This is a genomic window from Seonamhaeicola sp. ML3 (genome assembly GCF_023273855.1).
GTDB lineage: Bacteria > Bacteroidota > Bacteroidia > Flavobacteriales > Flavobacteriaceae > Seonamhaeicola.
This window is the reverse complement of the sequence record NZ_CP096884.1, coordinates 2,201,864-2,223,974: the sequence shown is the minus strand read 5'-3', so window position 1 is coordinate 2,223,974 and position 22,111 is coordinate 2,201,864. Positions and strand designations below refer to the sequence as shown.

Below are 22,111 nucleotides of genomic sequence, written 5' to 3'. Positions count from 1 at the left end.
TTCCTTTATTTATTTTAAATTTGATATCCGTATAGTGTGTTCACCTGAAGACACACTAAATGCGTTGGCATTTGCCGGTGTATTGTTTAATGTGATTTGTTCTTTTTGATAATGTGGTAGCTGAATAATAGCTTCGGAATTATCAGGAACAACAATAGACCAAATAATATCTGAATCCTCTTTTTTCCATGAACTTCCAATGGTACCCTGTGGCGATTTGTGCGTTGCCTCGACCCAATCTACACCTTTAAGAAACGTTGGCTTTAAATAGAATTTTTTAAATCCCGGAAAATCTTCGTTAGGCCTTATACCTCCCAAACTTTCATGAAACGAAGCCGCAAAACCACTTTGCATAGGGTGGTTAAATGAATGTCGATAATACCTCTCCTTCTTATCCCAATTGCTAACACCTTCTGGCCATACGGTTAAATCGTGCTCCTCGGTCATAAATCCTAAACTAGGATAATCGGTAATACTCCATAAGTGCTTTGTCACTTCATCGTGTCCGTAATCATTTAATACGGTATATAACGGACGATGCCCAAAAATTCCCGTACTGTAATGCCCATTTTTATCTTTCATGATAAAGTTGGCTAAATTATCAGCAACCATCTGCTCTAAACCGTCAGGAACCAAACCTGAATACAACGCAAAGGCATTACCAGTTTGAGAACCATAGGACTTCGTTTCTGCATTAAAAAAGGTTTGATTAAAAGCGGTCTTGACCAATTTCGCTTTGTCGGCATAACTATTGGCAGCTTCTTTTTTATCCAACACTAATGCCATTTTTTCCATAGATATTAAAGACTGATAATACAAAGCTGTTGACGTTAACGCCGGCGGCGTATCCATTTCTGGATTACCTCCCGGTGGGCACCAATCGCCAAATCCACCGTTTATGATACCATCTTCTTGTACCTTTTCATCTAGGTAAGCCATCCAGCCTTCCATCATATCCCAAGCGCCTTCAATGATGGCGGTATCGCCATAATACACATACGAAAACCACGGTACCATAATAGTGGCGGCTCCCCAATCTGGTCGCGCTTGTAAACAGAGCCGTTTTCCAACGGAAATATTAGACGGCGCGCGCAAATCGTAAGGAAAAGGGTCTTTAAAATGTGCCTTAGACACCCCTAAAACCGTTTCCATGTCGGCAGATGTTTTTTGCCACAAACGTTTTAAATCGAAATTAAAACTAGCCGCTTCAGCTACCACATAAGCATCTCCCATCCACGCACAGCGCTCGCGGTGCGGACAATCACTCAACAACCCTTGAATATTGTCTTCGATAGTCCACATAGACACATCATAAAACTTATTTATTAGTGGGTCAGAACTTTTAAAAGTTCCTATAAGTCCTGCATCAGTGCGAACCAACCAACCTGTAAATTGACTCAAATCTGGTTCTGTACTTAAACCTTCAATTTGAACATAGCGAAAGGCGTGATAGGTAAAGCGTGGCTCCCAAGTTTCAATACCATCGCCTTTACAGATATATATATCGGTTTGGGTATTTCCAGTCACGTGAATTCCAGTAGATGCGGGGTCTATACTTTGTTTATCGGGCATGAGGTGTTCTGAAAAACGCATTTTTACAACAGTACCTTCTTTTTCTTTTACAGAAATGGCTAACCAACCCGTCATGTTTTGCCCCATATCCAATATCCAACCCTGTTCTGCTTTCCAAATTGCTATAGGCGTAACTGTTCTAATCTTTCGCATGGGTTCTAAATCTTGCTCCAATACATTTTGTGTTGGTGCTTTCATTATCTCAACAGTTTCCCAAGAGGTATCATCAAACTTATAGCTACTCCAACCAGTTATCGCTTCACGTGCATCGTAAGTTTCTCCATGATAAATATTATCGAAAAGGATAGGACTACTGTGCGCTTTCCAACTTTCATCGGTAACAATTTGTTCTTTAGTTCCGTCTTTGTAAATAATATTTAACACCATGGTTGCTCTCGGTTTTCCATAAGAAAGCCCAGGAGCAAAAGCCATATTTTGTCCGTAAAACCCATTACCCAACATTACTCCCAAACTGTTGTTTTTACGAATCGCTTCGGTTACATTATGACGTACATAAAAAGCCCGCTTGTTGTATGAGGTTTGGGCGGGATCAAGTACACGGTCGCCTACTTTTTTACCATTTAAATACAATTCATAAAGTCCTAATCCACAAATAGCCACTTCTGCTGATTTCACTTCTTTAGTTATTGAAAATGAATTTCTTAGAAGCACAGAAGGATGGGTTTTGCGTCGAGTTACTTTCAAATCTTCCTCCGTAGGTTTCCAAGTATTAATATTCATGGGTGGTTGGTTACGTACCAAATCTCTCGTTGCCCACTTTTCGGGGCGATGGTCTTTGGTGAAGCCAATCCATTTGGCGCTGTCCCAATTTATAGTATCGGTAATTATGTTCCCTTTCTCGGTAGAATCACTTCTGAATATATTTTTGTTAGCGTTTACGCAAAGGAAAAACACGGTAAACGCTAAAAACAGTAGTATTACTTTCTTTTTATGTTGCATCATAGTTTAACTAAACAATATGAGTTTAATTATTAATTTATTGGCTTTGGAGACTGAACAATAGTTTCTCCTTTGTATGGTATTTCATCTTTGTCTCCCAGTACATAACCCCATTTTTCGATATAGTGTGCCGGGGCTTCAAAAGTATCTCCAATCTTATTCAAATGCTCTTGCAATTTCTTTTCTAATGTATTGCTTATGTCTTCAAATTCTATATTACCGATAAGGTTATTCATTTCATAAGGGTCGTCTATAATATCAAAAAGCAAACGTGTGCCATCTACCAAACGTGTATATGAATAACGGTCAGTTCTAATGGCACGATAGGCGTCTCCTTGTCCTACAATTGGCGCCACGGACATGTAAAGAGAAGAGCGTCCTTCAATTTCATTACCTTCTTTAAGCATAGCGGAAACATCTTCTCCTTCGATGGTTTCTGGAATGCTTATACCAGAAAGCCCCAGTAGAGTTGGTAAAATATCAGAGGTATTAATAGGTGTTTTTACTTGTCTTGATGTATGCTCTTTCAAACCTGGATAATACATTAAAAAAGGTACTCTGGCAGATTCATCCCAATGTACTTGTTTCCAAACTACTGGTAAACTATGAGAGCGAATCATTCCACCATGGTCTGAGGTAAATACCAGAATAGTGTTATCTTCTATACCTGCTGCCTTTATAGTTTGGATTAATTCTCCCACACTACTGTCTACAGCCGAACCAAGTGCATAATAATTTTGCAATGCTGCACGTGCTTCATCATGATATTCCTCAGGCACATTGGGTAATAACTCAATATCATCTAATGGATACATGTCTCTGTATTCTTTTGGTGCCGGTGGAGAAGCAGGATGTGGAGGCCCGTAAGACAGCATTAAAACAAAAGGGTTGTCATCACTTGCATGTTCTTGAATGTAATTTTGCGCATCTGCTGTTTGTGCAAATACATCAAAGCTCTCCCAATATTGTATTTCGTTTGAATTCCCTGTATAGTAATGCGAACGGGGGTTATGATGGTCGCATTCTGCACCTTTCCAATACTCCCAACCTTGACGACGCTCAGGTGGAATATAACCTTTGCGACCATGACCATCTAAATGCCATTTACCAATATAAGCTGTATTATAGCCTGCTTGTTGATAGATTTCTCCCATACACAATTCATCTGATGGCAAATACAAATCGTTTAAAAACATACCAGTAGATGTTGGATATTTTCCTGTCATTAAAGCCGCTCTATAAGGTGTACAAACTGGGTCTACTGAAACACAATTGGTAAAATTAAGCCCAGCATCGGCTAACTTGTCGATATTTGGTGTCTTTACTGTTTTATCTCCACCAAAACCAACTGAAGATGCACGCCATTGGTCGGCGCACACATATATAATATTTGGTTGTTTTACCGTTTCTTCCTTTTTACAACTTACTAAACCAACTAATGTGAAAAGCGTTATTATCAATCTGTATTTTAAACTCATCATCTCTATAGATTATTTCATTGTGTTGAAAATCTGAATTTCTGTAATCTCCACTTTAGCTTTAGCTTGCTTTAGGAAAAGTCGGCATTTATGAGATGTTACCTCTTCAAACTCATATACTTTATTTACTCCACATGAGTTACCAATAGCAATATCTTTCCATTGCGAACCATCCCAAAATTGTAACTTATGGTTTGTAATATTATTACCATTTTCATTAACAATAATTTTGTTAAAGGTCTGTGGTTTAAACCATTCAACTTCCAGCCATTCGTTCGATTTTGAACTCGCTTTCCAATGTGTTTCTAACTTTTCATCATTTGCTCTAAATGCTTCAAAAAGTGGTAATTTTTCAGAATCTATAGTCATAGAAGAGGCATTCATACGTCCGATTAATGCTAAATTCTCTGGTTTAGTTAAAGGCCCAGGATAACTTACTTTTGGCAATTCAGATACTTCAAAATCATACACACCAGAAGCCACTTCAAAAATGATATAATTACCTACTGCATCGCTGTTCTCAGAACCGATATATTTAATATCCTCTGATTTTTCAATACTCGTTCCACCTTCAAAAATTGAGTCGATTTCATTTGCTGGAATATAAATTTTAGCTGAAGTATTTACAGGGATTTCAACGTGAAACGTTGCAGTATCATCAGTAATTTTCCAATTTGAAATTACCTCGCCATAAGGGGATTGATAACTTGCATTTACAAAAGTTAAATCACCTACAGGAGCTGGTTTCACGATAAATTGTTGCATTCCTGGTTGCTCTGGGTCTGATCTAATTCCCGCAAAACCTTTAATAAAATAACCACCAATACCCGTGTAACAGGTGTGAATTTGACTGTTCCCAATAGCCGACCAGCGCTCTGGCCACACGGTTTTACCTTGCTCCAAAAAGTAGCCATAGCTTGGGTGACGTTTGTCTTTTAATAGTTCATAAATTAAATCCATACGCTCCCCATGCTCTATAAAATAGCGGGTGTAAAGGGCCTGACCCGAACTACCGGTATCGTAATACGGGAATTTATACAATACTTGATCCACTAAATTATCGTAAACCTTTTGTTGTTCTGACTCAGGAGTAACGCCTGAAAGTAAAGCAAAAGCCTGATTTACTTGATGCCCTTCACCATATTTTCCAGTTTGGGCATCATATATCTTTTGATGTGTTGCCTTTCGCTGTACTTCCAAACGGTCCGAAAATAGTTTTACATCGTCCTTTTTATTGAGGGTTTTTGCAATTTCTAAAGCCGATTCTAGCATAAAAGCATATACGCAATTATTAAAATGCTCGGATTCTGGTGAATTACTCGACGTCCAAAAATTACCTCGTGGCGTACACCAATCGCCCAATCCCGGGAATTCTAGAGTGCCTCGTTCACCAATTCTTAAAGCATCTTGAGTTTCATAGTTGGAATGTTCATACAACCAATGCATCCACTTTTTTAATGTTGGATAGTGATTTTCTAACAACTGTTTATCTCCTAACATACGGTAAGTTTCCCAAATGGTTATTGGGCTGTTTGCCATCCACATTAAAAACTCAAAATCGTCTCCATTAATTACGGCTCGCATTTTACCATCATCGGCCTGAGCATCTTGCATAAATTGCGCATATTGCATCATGTAGGCGCCACTTTCAAAATTAGGCAGTGCATCTCCGTACATAGCGGCCACGGTAACTTCTCCCCAACCTCTACGTTCGCGATGTGGACAATCTACCAAAATACCATCTATTGTATTGGCGATGTAGGTATTCAAATTCACTTGGTATATCTTATTCAATAACTCGCTTGAGCTTTCAAACTGACTTATTTGTTTACGATTATTGGTAATAACGTAACCTTTAATATCTTTTAATTCGGGTTTATAATTAATACCATAAATGGTTACAAAGCGCCCTCCTGCCAAATTGAATCGATTGGTAAAATGGCCTTTGCCAGTTTCATCATAAATGTATTTGCTGCGCTGTTCCCAAGAAGTGGATACCTCTTTATGGTCGGCAATTTCAAAAGTAACGGTATCTCCCGCTTTACCATTATACAGGTTCATTTGGAAATAACCGGTGTAGTTTTCGCCCATATCAATCACATAATGGCCGTCTTCATTTTTAGTGATACCAATAGGCGTTACTTCCTTAAACTTCACTTGAGGTTCTACCATTTGTGCACTTAAGGTCGCTGTAATTTTACTTGTTGGCGGATTAGCATCTGTACTCGGTGCTCTTATTGCGCCTTTTGGCCCTAAGTTAACATCAGCCATAGTAACTTCTTGCATTTCTGCATCCTCAAAAACAACGGCATTTGCCCAATTACTATCATCGTATTCAGCAGTATTCCAATCGTCTTCACGTAAACGTTCATCAATAATTTCACCACCAAAATCTAATATATCCCAGGAACTATTGTAAGAACTGTAACTTTTTTTGCATTTCCATGAGGCATCTGAAACTATGGTCATCCTGTCTTCACCTAAATCAATATTAGCTTGAGCTTTAAATACAAAAGGCGGGTCGAAATAATCTTTTACACGTCCCCATCTTGCCCAACCTGCCGCATGCCAAATTCCGATGACGTTATCACCTTCCTTTAAATAATCCTTAATATCATAAGTGAGATAGGGTAAGCGCTTTTTAAGGAATGAGTTGACAGGATTCATCACTTCATCACCAACTTTTTTCCCGTTCACATACAATTCATGATATCCAAAAGAGGCTACATGAATAAAGGCAGATTGTGGTGTTTTATCTAAAGACACGTTCTTTCTATACCAATTGTGGTCTTTTTTGTTCTGGTCTTTTTTGTATATCCAATCGCCTTTCCAATCATTAGACCCTAATAATCCCATTGAAAAATTAGCAATCTTGCTCCACTCAGACTCCAAACCATTGGCGTCCCAAACTTTTACCTTCCAGAAGTACTGCTTTCCTGATTCTAAAGTATTTCCTGAAAACACATTATTAACGGATGCATTGGTTAACACTTTGCCAGAATCCCAAACATTACCTTCGTTATTGTTTAGAACCCCTAGACTGTTAGCCACTAAAACTTGATAGGCTGTTTGTTTTTGCCCTCTTATACCATTGATATCTAGCATATTCCAACTAAATCTTGGCAATGTGTTATCAACACCTAAAGGGTTGGTTTTATACTCGCATTTAAGTTCTGTAACAGAAACCGTAGCAACTTGTTCACAAGACACAAAAAACAAGCTAAAAACTAAAAAAACAATGTAACAGAAATTGAGATACGCAGTGGTGTTACGTAAAAGTGCCATCTTAATAAGGGTATTTATATTTAGTTAGTATATAAATGATAAATAAAAGAAAAAGCCTCGAAAACTGCATCATGCAATTACCTGTAAGTCCTTTTTATAGATTTATCACTTTTTTGTAAAATTCCTATAATTTACGCTGATTTACAATTAACAAATTGATATATTAGTTGCACAAAATGATATGAAAAATAGTTATAAAAAATATCTAATAACCACAAAAAATGATGATTATTGGGGGTTTTACATAAACAACTTAGGACGAAATGTTATTCAAAAAAACACTGAATACCCATCAAAAGACCATCCAGACCAATATAATTTCACTTGGAAAGAAGGTCGGGTTTTAAATGAATTTCATTTAGTACTCATAACAAAAGGCCAGGGTGTTTTTCAAAGTAAAGCTACAGGAGAAATAAATGTTAATGATGGTGATGTGTTTTTATTATTCCCTGGTATTTGGCATAGTTATAAGCCAAAAAAAAGCACTGGATGGACGGAAAGATGGGTTGGCTTTTCTGGAGAAATAGCTTCTCAATTTCTTTTGAATGGTTTTTTTAATAGCCAAGCCCCAATAATTTCGAAATGTAACAGACCCTCTGTTTTAAATCACTTTAACACACTTTTTAAGCTATTTGATGAAGAGCCCTACGGCTATCAAAGAGTAGCATCGGGCATTTGCCTGCAACTTATGGCTGAACTCTTTAATATTAAAACTGGAGGTAACAATGCCGAATACCTAAGCTCTATTGTATCTAGAGCTAAACAAGTGATGTATAACAACATAAATTCAACTATAGATTTGGTGGCGTTGGCTTCCAATCTAGGTATTAGCTACTCAAAATTTAGAATAGATTTTAAAAAGCAAACAGGAACTTCGCCTTTGCAATACTTTCTATTATTGAAAATTGAAAAAGCCAAGGAACTTCTTTTACAGACTGATAAATCTCAAAAGGAAATAGCTTTTGAATTGGGTTTTGAATCAGATTATTATTTTAACCGACTGTTTAAACGTAAAACAGGTTTAGCCCCTGGTAAATTTAAGAATAAAACGACTTAGCGTTAACAGTTCGTTAAACGATTACAACGCGGTTCGTTGAATAAAGTGCTAAAATGGAAAGAATCGAGCAGTTATTTTTACACGGTGCAAGCGAACTTTAATTCTTGTTTATTACCCTAACAAATGTTTCTTGCAAATAAATGCGCCTTAATTCCTTTTCTTTCTTTTTGTTATAAATAAGAATCTCGAATTCCGTACCCGAGTTTAACTTTCTCGAAGAATCAAACATTTTCTTATCTACTTTTGCAATTGAGTCTAGGTAATCTATTTTCCCTGATAAAATTAAGTTTTTGATTATTTTTTTTGCATGAGCAATCGTGTCATTTTTTGAACTATCAAAGTAATCATAGCTCTCTATTTTGACATTTCCTTTTCTATAATCATAAATAAATCCGTTAATATTATTATTCGCTATAATTACTCCTTTATTCATGTAAATATCATCAAAAGGTATTCTTTTTGAACGCTGGTGAATAAAAATTAAAGAATCTAATTCAGATAAGTTAATATTTAATGCGCTAAAAATTCTTGATATTCTTTCCGCATCGATATTCAACTTCTTTTTCGACTGGTAAACTGCTTCTTGCCCTAAACTTCTTCCGTTTTTAAAATTATAATCAATCGTTGTATCAAAATGCTTTTTTACATAATTTTCATCTTCTCATACTTTCCAGTCGCTTGCAAATTTTTCAATGTAAAGTTGCTTAATATTTTGTCCATTTACAAAAGCACAAATAAACATTGATATGAAGATTAGGTTTTTCATAATATATACTAACTAACCGATATCGTTATTTCTAATACTTTACTATCCCCAAAAAAGATTTCAAAAGGCAAAGCCTCTACACCAGGCACCATATTAAAAGTTCTTTTACCTTCAAGAGCTTTCATTTTAATTGGTGCGTTTGCTTTAATCGTAACCAAGCCTTCAGGTTTTTGTATGTTAATTTCAGTATCACTCAACGTTGTGACTTCTTCATTATTTGGTGAAACAATTGGCAATACAAATGCTGTAGGACTTGTAATTTCTTGATTCGTTTTAGCTAAAATAGTTGTTCCATTGGGGCTGCATCTATAGGTAATATCAAAATCGTTTGCTGTTCCTTCTACTAATTCTCGTTCACCATTTTTCAATTTTACATCGGCAACTAAATCTACAACACCATCAGTATCTTTTGTAGCTACCGTAGCAGGTAAATCGTATAAATTGGTATACCAAACCTCATCTTTAAAAGTTTCTACACGAGGCGTTAAACAAATGTCCTTTCCTGGTTGTACTTGTTGGTTATTCTTTTCAACCATTTCATATTTTGCCATACTTGCGGCACAGATTAAACCAACTTTATTGTGATACAAAATACCTAAAGCACCACCTGAGGCTTGCCTAAAATCTTCCTTATAATGGTATTCGGCATCGTAAGCACTAACAGTTCCTCTCCAATCACCTCTGGCAAATAAGTAGACATCCAAATCTTTAAAATGTGTTACACCGTCTGCCGCGGCTCTTGGCAACTCTGCATTTGTATTTATTTCTGGAAGATGTTCCCAATGGTCTAAAAGCGCTGTTAAAGGTTTTGCATGGGTAAATGTATGATGTATGCACGGTAAAATACCTGCCGACACGTAATGTGGTCCACCATGAATTAAACCATCTGAGGTACATTGTTTTAAAAGACCTGTGTTTTTTACAGCTGCTGTTCCAAAAGCTGGGTTGATGTGTGCCATCATACCAAAAGCTGGTTGACTGCCATCGCAAGTTCTACTGCCCCAATAGGTCCATTTATACATACGGTTACCCCAACTGTTATCCCAACCTCCATCTGGCATCATAAACTCTAAATGACTGTTTAATGATTTGGTTAAAATTTGAAGTAATTCTTCGTCTTTATGTTTAAGCGCGTACATTACCAAACTATTCAGTGTCTCTTCAACGTTATACCCTAAATCCACACCGTGCAATCCTTTCTCGCTGAGTTTACTTGAACTCTTTTTGCACTCTCCAAACAACAAGCCCTCATTAGCTGTGAAATACGATTTTACTTCTAAAGCCAAGGTTTTACTCTTAGCTTTAAAATCATCTCTTTTTACAACATCGCCTATTAAATCTAAACCATAAACTGCCGTTCCGGGATAGTTAATATTTGTAAAGTCAATTGTGAATGTATCGTAAATGTATTGACCAGCAGCTTCTAAACGAGTCATCCAAGCGGCATGCGTTTCTTTATCTAACACATGACCATGATAATGCAATGCTTCAGCCAAAGCAATGGCTCCAAAAACGGTAATGCCCTTCCATGATTTAGGGTTTCTAATAACCGTCCACGCCCCATTTTCTTGAGACACGTTATTTTCTGCCCATAACATGACTAGTTTTGCTCCTTTGATATACTTTTCATCTCCAGTTTTATCTGCCATATACAAAAATGGGTATACGGCGTCCATACAGCGCCCGTGTATATGCTCACAAGAAGGACAATCTAAGGCGCCATGCAGTTCTAAATTAGATGGCTCAAATATTTGTTGCTTCAACATACCCTCACACCATTCCTCTAATAAACTAGAAACCAGATTTTTAAATTCCAATGAATGTTCTGGATGGTTTTCACATGAATTTAAAAGTCCTGAAATTGGGAGTGAAAGTCCTACCCCTGCTAATGTTGATAATTGTATAAAGTCGCGTCTTTGCATTTTGTAAAAATAAATAATGGTTTAAAAATACTATAAGTTAAAAGCTATTCCATCCTGTTTTGTCCTGCGCCTCAAATAAAAAACGCCAGAATTTTAAATTCTGGCGTTTTATGTTCGGTGTTGTAAAATTTTATATTACTCTATCACAAGTTTAGTACGATATACTTTATTTTCCTGGGTAATAGCTTTCACTAAATAAATACCTTTTTGTAAGCTACCATTATTTTGCACCTCTAATGTACTATCTTCAACTATATTTTGATATACTTGTTTACCTAATAAGTCGTAGATTTTCACATTTGCATTTACATAACCTTTAATAGATAATGTAAAACGTTCCTTTGCTGGATTAGGATATACCTTTAAAGCATTAATATTAAGCGCAACATCATTAACACTTAAAGATACACTAGTTGGTATAGCTTCCCAATTACCTCTGTCGTCTGTTGGTGAAACGTTTAGTTTATGATATACACTTCCATCAGTTTCGTGATATAAAGTTCTACCACTAAATCTCGATTCGAACTTATATGTATCGCTGGAACTATCATAATGAATTGTCCAAGACTTATCGGTATCTGTTGTTGGTGTATCCTTCCCTGTACCTACCACAAGGTAAGGGTCGGCGTTTACAGCACGTAAAGCATCATAATTAGATTGTTGATTATCTATATTAAAATAAGAACCACTTTCTACAAAAGTCCAATGTGTATTTAAATCCTCTCCAGAATCCGTCATTGTTATTGGTGACGCACTATTACCAACTGCAGTTAAAAACTTACCCGTTGCTACATTTCGCAACCTGTAAATATCATTGGATGGTCCTGGACTACCAGTATCTTCAACTTCCGCCTTCTGATATGCTGTATTTGCCCATCTAATTTGAGCCCTACCACCTTTAACTCTGTAGGCACCATACCTTATACCCGATTCCGTTCCTCTTTCTGGATCTGGAATGCTCCAAGGAAAAGACACACCATCAATTACTACATCACAATAATGAACTTTTTTAGTGGCATCGCTAGAATCTTCTCTAAAACCAATTTCTAGCTCAAAACTTATTTCGGCATCTTTGTTTACCTGAATTAGCTCAACGACTTCCCTACCACTTCCTGACCCACCACGGACTAAGATACGCTCAGCAAATATTTTAAACGCCACTTGCTTACCTGCGTTGGCTCCTGTACCATATACCGGTTTTGCTAAATACAGACAAATTGCAGGATCTGGAGGACCACCACCACCTGTATGTTTTCCTTTAGCTTGAGCAATATAGCTACCATCTTGACCGCCACTACCATTCCCAGACACATCACCAGCTTCAAGAATTCTGAAAGTTCCTGTAAATCTGGCAAAACTACCAACACCTGTTTCTTGTGATCTTGGTAATGAGCGCTCTATTCTTGGTTGTAAAGTGTTCGGTGCATCCCAGTGGTTAGACCCATCGGTGATATTATACACGCCCCATGTTTTTCCATAGACATCACTTTCAGAATAATCGGAGTAGCAACTTCTATCATCAACAGTTCCCACATTCACAGGGTTTGGTATATCCACATCTCTGGTACTATTGTTTTCAAATTCACCAGAAGCTGGGCAAGAAATATCTAGATTTGTATCCTCATCCGGTGCCGTTCCTTGAGCCATTAAACAGAGTGAAAAAAATAAAAAAACAATTGACAATAAAAATTTAGGAATGATTTTTTTCATAGCAGCTTTGATATTCATGTTATTTCAAACAATAAAACACCGTAAAGCTCTCAAATACAACCACAAAGACTATCCTGCTCTGTGCTGGCTACTAAAAACAACAGAATCTTTAGAAGTAGTATTTATCGATTATGTAAAAACTGGTTATGGAATACTTCTTAATAAAACAGGACCGATTAACCCAGAATCATCCAATTCCGTTTCATTTGGCCTTGGCCCTGCAGTTGTCCAGGTTTTTTTACTTCCTTGAGGGCGTTGATTATCAAAAATTAATTGATTGCGCCATGTATTTGTCACTTTTATTGTAAGCGTATTTTTTCCTGTTTTAATTAGGCTTGACACATCAAAAGTAAAAGGTGGCGCCCATTTTACACCCACTTTTTTTCCGTTACACCAAACCTCAGCAATGTTCGCTACTTTTCCTAAATCTAAAATTGCAGATTTTCCTGTTTTATTGACTTCAAAGGTTTTTGTGTAAGTAGTTGTTCCTGAAAAGTGCTTTACACCTTCATTTTGTAATTCGGTTAAAGGCTTCAGTGATTCAACTTTAAAAACATCAGGAGTGTCCCAACCTTTATCAAAGGTTAACTCCCAGTCACTTTGCAAGGATTGTTCAGTGATTTTTATGGTTTCTTTTATTATATTTTCTCCTTGAACAAAACTATATTCTCCAGGAATTGAAGCTGAAAATTCGTTATCTGTCCAGTTTAATTTTGGATAATCATCATTTTCATGAGTTACAAACCATCCTGTTCTAGTATCTAAAAGTGTTGTATTTCCTAATAAAACTTCCGATGCATAAGGTTCACTTTCACCTTTTGAAAACACAACAATGGCACTTCCATTTGCAGGTAAGGACAAAGCTATATTAGTTCTATCATTTTCTTTTTTCCAAATTTTGGCATTTTGCTGATGTCCTGTGAAAGCATTCCAAATTTGAGGCGCTCCATCTGAAATTCTAAAGCTTAAAGCTACATCTACTGGGTTTTCTTCTTTTGAAGCTACAAAGTAGATGTCTGCATCTTTTGTCTCTCTGTGGATCCAATGTATTTCCAATTCATTTGGAACTATAACATCTTTTTCAATGTTCTCGCTATCTAATACTTCTTTAATAGTTTTACCCCAATACACACGCCCTTTCCCAACTTGTTTCATTCCACTTTCAGTTGTTCCCCAAAGCTCATTCGCAATGGCTTGTAGTGCTTTCACATCACTGGCATCGTCCATTAAACTTGGAGAATCTGTAGGCTTATCACCTAAAACAACCGCACCATTTAACACTAATTCTTTTAACTTTTTCAGGGTTGACAAAAGTATTTTTTCAGAATCTCTTAAAGTAATAATTCTATAATCCCCTCCATTTTCCACATGAATCTTACCATCCTTAATGCTTGTTTTTTCCTGTAATATCTCTGAATTTAAGTAATCAAATCGGTATCCTTGGGGGAATTCATCCAAATCAAACGGCGGACGCTCATAATGGTCGCCATAATATCTCAAGACATCAGCTACGTATTCTCCTTGTTGTAAAACAAACTGATTCCGTGTTAAATAGTCAATCCAATCTGGCATATATTGCCACCAGGTTTGCTGACGTACTAAAGGAAACCCTATGCGTCCTCCAAAACTAGAGCCAGGATATACATCGGTTTGCGGTGTATGCGAAAACGTATGAAACACCAAATGATTTACGCCTTTGGCAAAATTATAATCGATTAAATATTTAACAGAAAACGGATGCTCATTCCATTTTACACCAACTTGCGTACAGGCCTCTGCAGCTAAGACTGGTTTATTATACAGATGCGTTGCAGATGCGGCATTGAAAATAGGTTTAGCATATTCGTTCTGAGCCGATGGCGCTGAGGGATACCAAAACTCCGTCATTGGAATATCACTAACCCCATAATAACGCATGGGGTCTACAGGAAGCACTTCTCCTCCTGCACCTTCGGTGTATACCTCTGCTCCCATATCGTGAGCCACAGTTGCGAAATGTTTAAAGAAATTATCGATAAACACCTCGTCCATAGTATGACGCAAATCTCTTAAAAACTTGGTAGTCGTCTCTTTGTCATCCAAAACATAACCCATAGTAGCAGGCAAATAGGTTTTCATACTATAGCCTCGTCGCGTTTCAAATTCTTTAAACAAATCTTCGGAATTCATCGTCCATGTTGGTACATGACTTTCCCAACTATCAATTAACAAGCCATGCAGTTTTCCATCTCCAATGGGCCCTCCATCTTTTATCAAATTACCAATCATTCCGTTTCGTAAATGGTTTTCAATAGCGATTTTATCCAATTTACTAGATTCCCAACCTGTGGCTTCTGGAACTGCAGGTTTATTTGTAAGTCTCATGTTTACATGACCAAAACGAACGACGGTCCACCTACCTTCCGGGACATCCCAAGTTAGTTTGCCTTCAGTCGACATTTTATCTGTGAGATTAATAATAGACTTACTATCTACAATTGTATTTTCAGCATAATTAATATCAACATCTTTTTCAAGACGCCTTAACACTTTAGCTGCCTTTGCTTCGTGATTATGTAGCCTTGGTTTTGAACTTAATCGGATAAACTCAGGAGCTATTGAATGTTTCCCTTCAAATGTAAAGACAAATTCATTTGATGTTGTTTCTGGAATAGTTAACGTAAGATGTTTACGTCTATCATTCCAATTAGCATCTGGTAGATTAAGCGTTGTTATTTCTACCAATTTATTATTTACCAATGCTTCTACCTTAAGATTTACATCAATAACGGGGTACTCTGTACCCATAATTATATGACGTATTTGAGGAAATGTTATGGTTCTTAAGGTAATAGACGTATAAAAACTTGTTTTCACCCAAGTATCTTCATTATTTACTTTTGAAATACCATTAGCACGATACTCATTAAGAGGCTTATCTAAGCGCGTAGTTTTGCGTGTAACAATAATTTTTGAATCTGGATTAAAAATATCCTCCCAAGGTACTATGATGTTGTTAGTTTCAATTTTTGATGGGCTTAAAGCTTCTAAATCATCGCCTTCAACCTTTGGAAAAGCTAATACTTCAATATCTTTATAATCGTAATCTGGCGTATGATACAAGGCATCAATTTCTAAAACTTCATTGAAGTTCTTACCACCAGAAATATGATAGGTGGTTTCTACAACTTCGCGTTGTGCTTCTTCTACTGGCACCCAAGGGCCACCAGTCATGGACCAGCCTGGGCAGTTTTGCATGGTAAATTTTAACCCTAAACGTTGACACTCATCTGCGGCATGACGAATCATATCTTCCCATTCGGGAGATAAAATTTTAATAGGCTCTACATTAGGATAGAGTTTTCCTGCCTTGTTAAACAAGTGTATTCCTTGTAAACCTGCTGCTTTTATGGCTTCTAAATCTAGAGTTAATCCTTCTTTACTAATATTATTACCCATTAAATGAAACCACGTTTCTGGGCGGTATTGCAATGAGGGTGATTTAAAATTCTCTGATAATTCAGCTAAACTCAAGCTCTCATCTTGTGCTGTTTCTTCATTTGAAGAAATACAACCAAAACAAAATATTTGTAAAATAACTACAACTAATATACTAGGTTTATGTACACTCACTTTTATAATCTTTAAAACTTACAATTTGCAAGTTACATAAATTTACAGGCTACAATCATCCTGCATTATCATGTATTTTATGGATTTATTTTAAGATTATCAAACAGGTTGTTATTGTAGGAGCTACCCAGCATGACATATCCATTTTTTTCTTTACTCTCTAGCTTAGTTATTGAGACTTGATCCACAAAAGCTTCAATGGTCTCATTATTAAATTTCAGCTTAATATTATGCCACATATTACCCTCGAAGTTTTTAATAGTTCCCTCTTGCAACACTGTTTTATGAAATAGCAATTTCCAATCACCGCTTTTCATCAACATAAAACGATACCCTTTTATATAGCTGCTTGTTACACGCCCTCCTAATTCTACGTCACCGTTCTCTATAAAAACATCTACACTACAGGTATAATTTTTCCAATTCACATCACCGATAAGGGTATTGGGTTTTATGTTAGAACGCCTGTATACACGCATCCAATCATAGCCTTGTTCTGGATTTAACTGCATTAAGCAATTTGTACCATCTTCCTTTTTTGTAATAACAAAACTTCCTGTTTGATCGGAATGGTATTTAGGCAAATCGTTTTCTTTACCACCCTCATAATCTTCTGAGTAAGGAAAAGGAAAAGCGGTTTCTTCTGGAATATTGTAACTTCCCTTTTGTTGCCCTGTTGTAGTGGTTAGCGAGTAAATACACTTTGGGTCTAATTTTATAGTAAATACACCTTTTTTGGGTTTAATCGCCTCCTGCTGTATAAATTGATTGTTGGCATCAGATTTCCATACGTAAACTGTTTTTTTGCACAATCCTTTTTCTATGTTAACTTCTACTGTTTCTGATTTTTCTGTACAGATAATCATGCTCCAATTAGTGCTATTTTTGTCTTTTAAGGTAACAACACTTCCTTTATAAGTTGATGTATCAAACAAACCGCATGCGGTATCTAAATACTGCCAATCTAGGGGTTGAGCAAATTGCGTGGTGTGCGCTGTAGCCCAAATTGTTGGCCATACTTCATAATAGCCACTCCAAGGACTGTTGGCTTTCATTGCGCCGGCTTTATCCCATGTAACCGATTTATAAATAGAACCAATAGGTGCCCAAATTAATGTTTTGGTAATTTTATCTCGAATGTAAAATTTATTATAAAGACGTGCTAAATTTAGTGCCCCTGCACCACCCCAGTCTTTACCTGTCCAGCTCCAATCTTCACTGGCCCAAAGTGGTGTACCAGAGGCTTTAGCTTTGGCTGTTGTAGGCCTGCCTCGCCCGTCCACCATATTCTCGTTAAACTCACGACCAGTTACATAATGATAACCCACAGCTTTAATTATAGTATTAAACTCTGGGTCTTTTTCAAGTTCTTCGAATATTTGCCAATCGCCACTATTATCATCTGGTCCCTGAATTTTGACATCTTTATATCCTCTGGCATCTAGTAAAGGACGAACGTTATTTACCAACCAATCTCTATCTGTATAATTTTCGTTTTCGGCAGCGGCTACCCAATCCAAATCTAAATCCCAATCTCTTTTAGCAACATCTAAAAACGATACAAAGTATTCGGCAGATTCTTTTGTGTAAATATTTTCTTTTAAATACCCAGGAAAACTCCATGGTAAATATTCTAATATCACATCAGGATTTCTGTTTTTAGCTTCTTTCATAAACCAAAATTCATATCCTCTTGACACTGGATTTTTTAGTTCTTCTCTAGTAATGGCATGCGAGGGCTCAGACCCACATGTCGAGTTTTCACCTCCACCTAATTCCACCTTTAGATGTTGGAATGCCGCACCAAACTTTGGTTTGAATAAAATATCTAAAATTTGACTACGATAGGGGTCTTTGTAATCGTAGAGTAAATCTGTAGAAGCACCTGCACTTACACCTCCAATACCCTCAAAAACACGACCTGTATCATTTTTATTGATATTAATTTTTACAATACCACCTTCTCTCTTTAATACAGGTGGTTCAAAAGTTTTTTCAGGATTTTTTATGTCGCCCATAGTAAACCAAGCAGGTTCGCTATGCTTTACTCCTCTATTATTACCCCAAACGGTTACTCGCCAATAGACTTTTTGTCCAGATTTTAAAGGTTCTCCAAGGTATTGATATGGTCCTGTTTCCGATTTACTTGTTGGCCCAGTATCCCATAAATCTGGATACTTCAATTTTTCAATAGTTGTAGCCATCATAATACGAAAACCACCCTGTTTAGTACTTATACTATCACCAACAAATGTCCAACTAAAACTTGGTCTAGCTTTAGTTATACCTTCGGGATTGATTTGGGTTTCGCATTTTAAATCTTTTACATCTAGTGTTTGTGCCGTTAAGTTTAAACAAAAGAAAAAGAAAAAGAAAATTAATACTCTTGTCGTCATGTTATTTTTTGTTATGGATTAAAAAATATTATTTATCAAATGGTGTGGTATTGTTTACTGTATTCTAGGTGTATACGAGCACCTATATGATAGTTATTTTGCTTTAAGATAAGCTCAAGGGCATTCTGGGCTGCTTCAAACTTATCTAAACCTAAGCATCCCAAGCCTATTAAATAGTAGCAATAGTGTTCGTGGCGTATCTGTAAATCGTCCTCAAAAATTAACAAGTCTGGAAGCGACACCGCAAAATAATCCATTTTAAAAGGCACTTGTAATTGCTTTTCACCAAAACGTAGTAACTTTTCAAAACGCTCAGTTGCCTCAGAATGACATCCCAACTTTTTCAGTGCCAATCCTTGATAAAAAATCTTGTCGGGTTGTTGATCGTTATAATACATAGCAGCAGCTGGTGTAGACAGACCTTGAGATGCTTTTTCCCAATATAATCTAGCTTTATCGGTATCTCCTAGACCTTCGTAGGCACAGCCTAACCAATAATTGAAGTCGTTTTCTTGAGCACCATATATTTTACCTTCACCTAGATGATGCGGGTAATGAAATGTTTCGTTTAAATGTGTAATAGCATTTTTATAATCTCCTCTAAAAAGGGCTTTTTTAGCTAAGGCAACATGGCTGTATAAATACTGTGCCGGCACCTTACCTTCGCCTCCTTCCCATGGGTGGAATTTGCGGGCATTGATTAAACGTAAAGCTTTCTCTTCTTTACCTGAAAGGTTTAATAACGTAATGTATTCTAAATATAAATCATCTCTAAAATCAACCTGTTCGGGTGCTTTTTCTAGAATATCTAAACGAGTTGATATATCGATATTTAACTTTTTATATAACTGATCTAATTCCATAAGCACACGAGCATCAGTTGTATTAAGTGCATAAGCCTTTTCTAAAGCAGTTTTGGCTTTTTGGGGATTATTCTGCTTGTTGTAATAACCCAATGCCAAATTTCTATGTACGGTTGGAAATGTATCGTCTATATCTCTTGATTTTTCCCAACATGCCATAGCGTCTTCATGTTGTCTTGCACCATACCAAAAGTTACCTAAATAATACCAAGCTCTGGCGTCTTCTGGGTTAATAGCAGTTGCTGTTTGAAGCACAATTAATTCTTCAATACGATGCGGAAAACAATAATCTGGCGCTAATTTTGCTGCAGTTTTAAATAATGAGGCTGCTGTATTTTTATCACCTAATTGTAATGTGTAATAGGCTTTAAAATACTGTGCCATTGGATACACATTTTCAGCAGTATTTACATACAAATTTATAAACTCTAGGGCTTCCTGGTAAAAACCAGCAGCAGCATAATCTAAAGAAAACTCTATAAAGTTATGCTCGTAACCTCGCATTAAGGCTTTTAGCTGTTGTAAAATTTTGGTATCTTTTATTAAAAGATACTGTTCGAAAAGTATTCCAAAATTAAAACGGTCTAGTTCTAAAGAATCCTCTGCTAGTTTTTTAGCAGCTTCAATAGCATTTGTTTTGCGTAATAAAATTACTTTTAAATGGCGCCCTTTTTGGTTATGCCAGTTTCGGTACAGAGAACGGTCTATAATTTCAAGCGCTCTACGGTAGTCTTTACGTAAGGCATCTAATTGCGCGCAATGAAAAAAACCGCTATCCTGCCATGCGCCATTCCATGTTGATTTAAAAAAGTAATCGTAGGCCTCTTTTGTTTTATTTTGAAATTGGAGGCATAAACCTAAATTAAATAAAGGTTCACCATCATAAGGGTTAGGGTTTCGCTCTGTTAAGGTTTCTATAGCTTGCCTAAAACGAGGCTCGGCTTTAGTTAATTGTCCACGTTTCATGTACCATAAACCCATGGCGTTATTATTGCGAACATCAGTGGGCTCTCTTCTTAAAGCTTCTAGGTAATAATCTGTGGGCGAATATGTGGCATGCCTGTATTGCTCTAAATGTAAACCTCTTAGATAAAGTTGTTCTGTGGAGCTTATGTCTCTGGGGTCTTTTGCAGGTTTAGCAGCTTCGGGAATGGGTTTTTGTTCGTCCTTTTCACTATGCCAATCAACTAAAATAACACCAGCATTATCTTCTAACTTAATGTATAAATCATTTGTATTGATTGCATCCAAAACTTCCTTTTCGAAGCTCATTTCTGGTGAAAAACCTAAAGTCTCTTCAATAATAATTTTGCCTTCAGATACAAGAGTAATTGTTGCGTTTTTATAAACAGCAGTGGTATAAGCCTTGAGCTTATAATTACCGTTTTCCTCTTCCAGATTTAGCATGGCTTCTTTAGTCGCATTTTTAACGACACCCAAATCACGATAGGGCATAAAATACTGCTTAAAACTCTTTTCTTCATAAGGTTGTAACCAACTAAAATCAGGTTGATTGTCTGTATAAACTCCACACATGAGTTCTATGTATGGACCATCATTATCTGTTAGATTTCTATCCCAGGCATATCCAAAATCACCATTGCCCCAGGTCCATTGTTTTTTTCCTGGCGACTGGTGATGATCTGCCACATGTAGTAAACCACCCTTGGTGTCGTTTTCGTAACCACCAACAAAATTGTATTCCGACTTTATGGCCATATACGATGTAGGCACTGGAATGTTTTTATATCTAGAGATGTCTGTACCCGGGGCATAATCCACTTTATAATATTCGCCAGTAGCTATGGGAAAATCGGATACATCGCGTTTACCATGGTCGAAAACTGCATTCACATCTGGTGGAAAGACAGATTGGTAATCATCGTTAACAGCAACTGCAGGATTTGCCCACCATAAAAAGGTTTGTGGGTGCGGTGTTCTGTTGTATAGTTTTACCTTAATTTCCAGATATGCTTTGTCTGGGTATAATGTAAAACCAGCCATGCCTTTAGTACGAAACATACGTTCTACCTCGCTACACCAAACGGTGATACTACCATCATTATTCTCTTCAATTAAAGCATCTACAGGGTCGTACGTAGAAGGGCGGTGATGTTGCGGCCAGTTGAATTCTATACCTCCAGAAATCCAAGGCCCTGTTAAACCTACCAAAGCAGGTTTTATAACATGATTGTAATACACAAAGTGACGTTGTTTTACTTTATCGTATGCCATTTGTACACGACCTCCAAGCTCAGGCAGTAGCATGATTTTTATGTAGGCATTCTCAATAAAAATAGCATGCCATACTTTATCGATTTTCTCATCACTTATTTTTTCGATGACAGGATGAGGGTATACAGAACCACTACTGCCCTGGTACACCCTTTTTTCTAAAAAAATTGGATTCTTTTCGGGCGTACCAATCTCATAAGTTGGTATTACAACATCTTCTTTCCAAGCTTTTACAGGATGTGTCATTTTGTAAAC

Annotated in this window: 10 protein-coding genes; 1 reads left to right on the top strand and 9 read right to left on the bottom strand. The window is 36.8% G+C overall.

What is annotated here, in order from left to right:
- Positions 1-9: 9 nt before the first annotated feature.
- From M0214_RS09930 to M0214_RS09920, 3 genes are read right to left on the bottom strand one after another with little or no spacing between them, the layout of a single operon-like run.
- Positions 10-2,535 carry a family 78 glycoside hydrolase catalytic domain gene (locus M0214_RS09930; protein ID WP_248722412.1) on the bottom strand — a complete coding sequence of 842 codons (2,526 nt, stop codon included), beginning with the start codon at positions 2,533-2,535 and terminating at the stop codon, positions 10-12.
- A 29-nt stretch (positions 2,536-2,564) separates the two neighbouring features.
- Positions 2,565-4,013 carry a sulfatase gene (locus M0214_RS09925; protein ID WP_248722411.1) on the bottom strand — a complete coding sequence of 483 codons (1,449 nt, stop codon included), beginning with the start codon at positions 4,011-4,013 and terminating at the stop codon, positions 2,565-2,567.
- A gap of 9 nt (positions 4,014-4,022) precedes the next feature.
- A complete protein-coding gene (locus M0214_RS09920) occupies positions 4,023-7,295 on the bottom strand; it encodes a family 78 glycoside hydrolase catalytic domain (RefSeq protein WP_248722410.1) in 3,273 nt (1,090 codons plus the stop codon).
- A 181-nt stretch (positions 7,296-7,476) separates the two neighbouring features.
- Here M0214_RS09920 and M0214_RS09915 point away from each other — a divergent pair, with 181 nt between their 5' ends.
- Positions 7,477-8,352, top strand: a complete 876-nt coding sequence (locus M0214_RS09915; protein WP_248722409.1) for an AraC family transcriptional regulator — start codon at positions 7,477-7,479, stop codon at positions 8,350-8,352.
- A 97-nt stretch (positions 8,353-8,449) separates the two neighbouring features.
- Here M0214_RS09915 and M0214_RS09910 read toward each other — a convergent pair whose 3' ends face one another.
- The 6 genes from M0214_RS09910 to M0214_RS09885 form a co-directional block, all read right to left on the bottom strand.
- Positions 8,450-8,908: a hypothetical protein gene (locus tag M0214_RS09910; protein ID WP_248722408.1), complete on the bottom strand. Its 459-nt coding sequence runs from the start codon at positions 8,906-8,908 to the stop codon at positions 8,450-8,452.
- A gap of 218 nt (positions 8,909-9,126) precedes the next feature.
- Complete coding sequence (locus M0214_RS09905) at positions 9,127-11,040, bottom strand: hypothetical protein (protein ID WP_248722407.1); 1,914 nt, start codon at positions 11,038-11,040, stop codon at positions 9,127-9,129.
- A 135-nt stretch (positions 11,041-11,175) separates the two neighbouring features.
- Complete coding sequence (locus M0214_RS09900; RefSeq protein WP_248722406.1) at positions 11,176-12,687, bottom strand: T9SS type A sorting domain-containing protein; 1,512 nt, start codon at positions 12,685-12,687, stop codon at positions 11,176-11,178.
- A 207-nt stretch (positions 12,688-12,894) separates the two neighbouring features.
- The gene (locus M0214_RS09895) at positions 12,895-16,362 is read right to left on the bottom strand and encodes a glycosyl hydrolase (RefSeq protein WP_248722405.1); all 3,468 of its coding nucleotides are present in this window, start codon (positions 16,360-16,362) and stop codon (positions 12,895-12,897) included.
- A 77-nt stretch (positions 16,363-16,439) separates the two neighbouring features.
- On the bottom strand, positions 16,440-18,758 hold the full coding sequence (locus M0214_RS09890) for a hypothetical protein (RefSeq protein WP_248722404.1): 2,319 nt from the start codon (positions 18,756-18,758) through the stop codon (positions 16,440-16,442).
- A 35-nt stretch (positions 18,759-18,793) separates the two neighbouring features.
- Positions 18,794-22,102 carry a DUF5107 domain-containing protein gene (locus M0214_RS09885; RefSeq protein ID WP_248722403.1) on the bottom strand — a complete coding sequence of 1,103 codons (3,309 nt, stop codon included), beginning with the start codon at positions 22,100-22,102 and terminating at the stop codon, positions 18,794-18,796.
- Positions 22,103-22,111 lie beyond the last annotated feature (9 nt).

Bases quoted from the DNA above. Each gene is read 5' to 3' on its own strand.
- M0214_RS09890 (WP_248722404.1), bottom strand. From the start codon at position 18,758: ATGACGACAAGAGTATTAATTTTCTTTTTCTTTTTCTTTTGTTTAAAC.
- M0214_RS09915 (WP_248722409.1), top strand. From the start codon at position 7,477: ATGAAAAATAGTTATAAAAAATATCTAATAACCACAAAAAATGATGAT.
- M0214_RS09905 (WP_248722407.1), bottom strand. From the start codon at position 11,040: ATGCAAAGACGCGACTTTATACAATTATCAACATTAGCAGGGGTAGGA.
- M0214_RS09920 (WP_248722410.1), bottom strand. From the start codon at position 7,295: ATGGCACTTTTACGTAACACCACTGCGTATCTCAATTTCTGTTACATT.
- M0214_RS09900 (WP_248722406.1), bottom strand. From the start codon at position 12,687: ATGGCTCAAGGAACGGCACCGGATGAGGATACAAATCTAGATATTTCT.
- M0214_RS09930 (WP_248722412.1), bottom strand. From the start codon at position 2,535: ATGATGCAACATAAAAAGAAAGTAATACTACTGTTTTTAGCGTTTACC.
- M0214_RS09885 (WP_248722403.1), bottom strand. From the start codon at position 22,102: ATGACACATCCTGTAAAAGCTTGGAAAGAAGATGTTGTAATACCAACT.
- M0214_RS09925 (WP_248722411.1), bottom strand. From the start codon at position 4,013: ATGATGAGTTTAAAATACAGATTGATAATAACGCTTTTCACATTAGTT.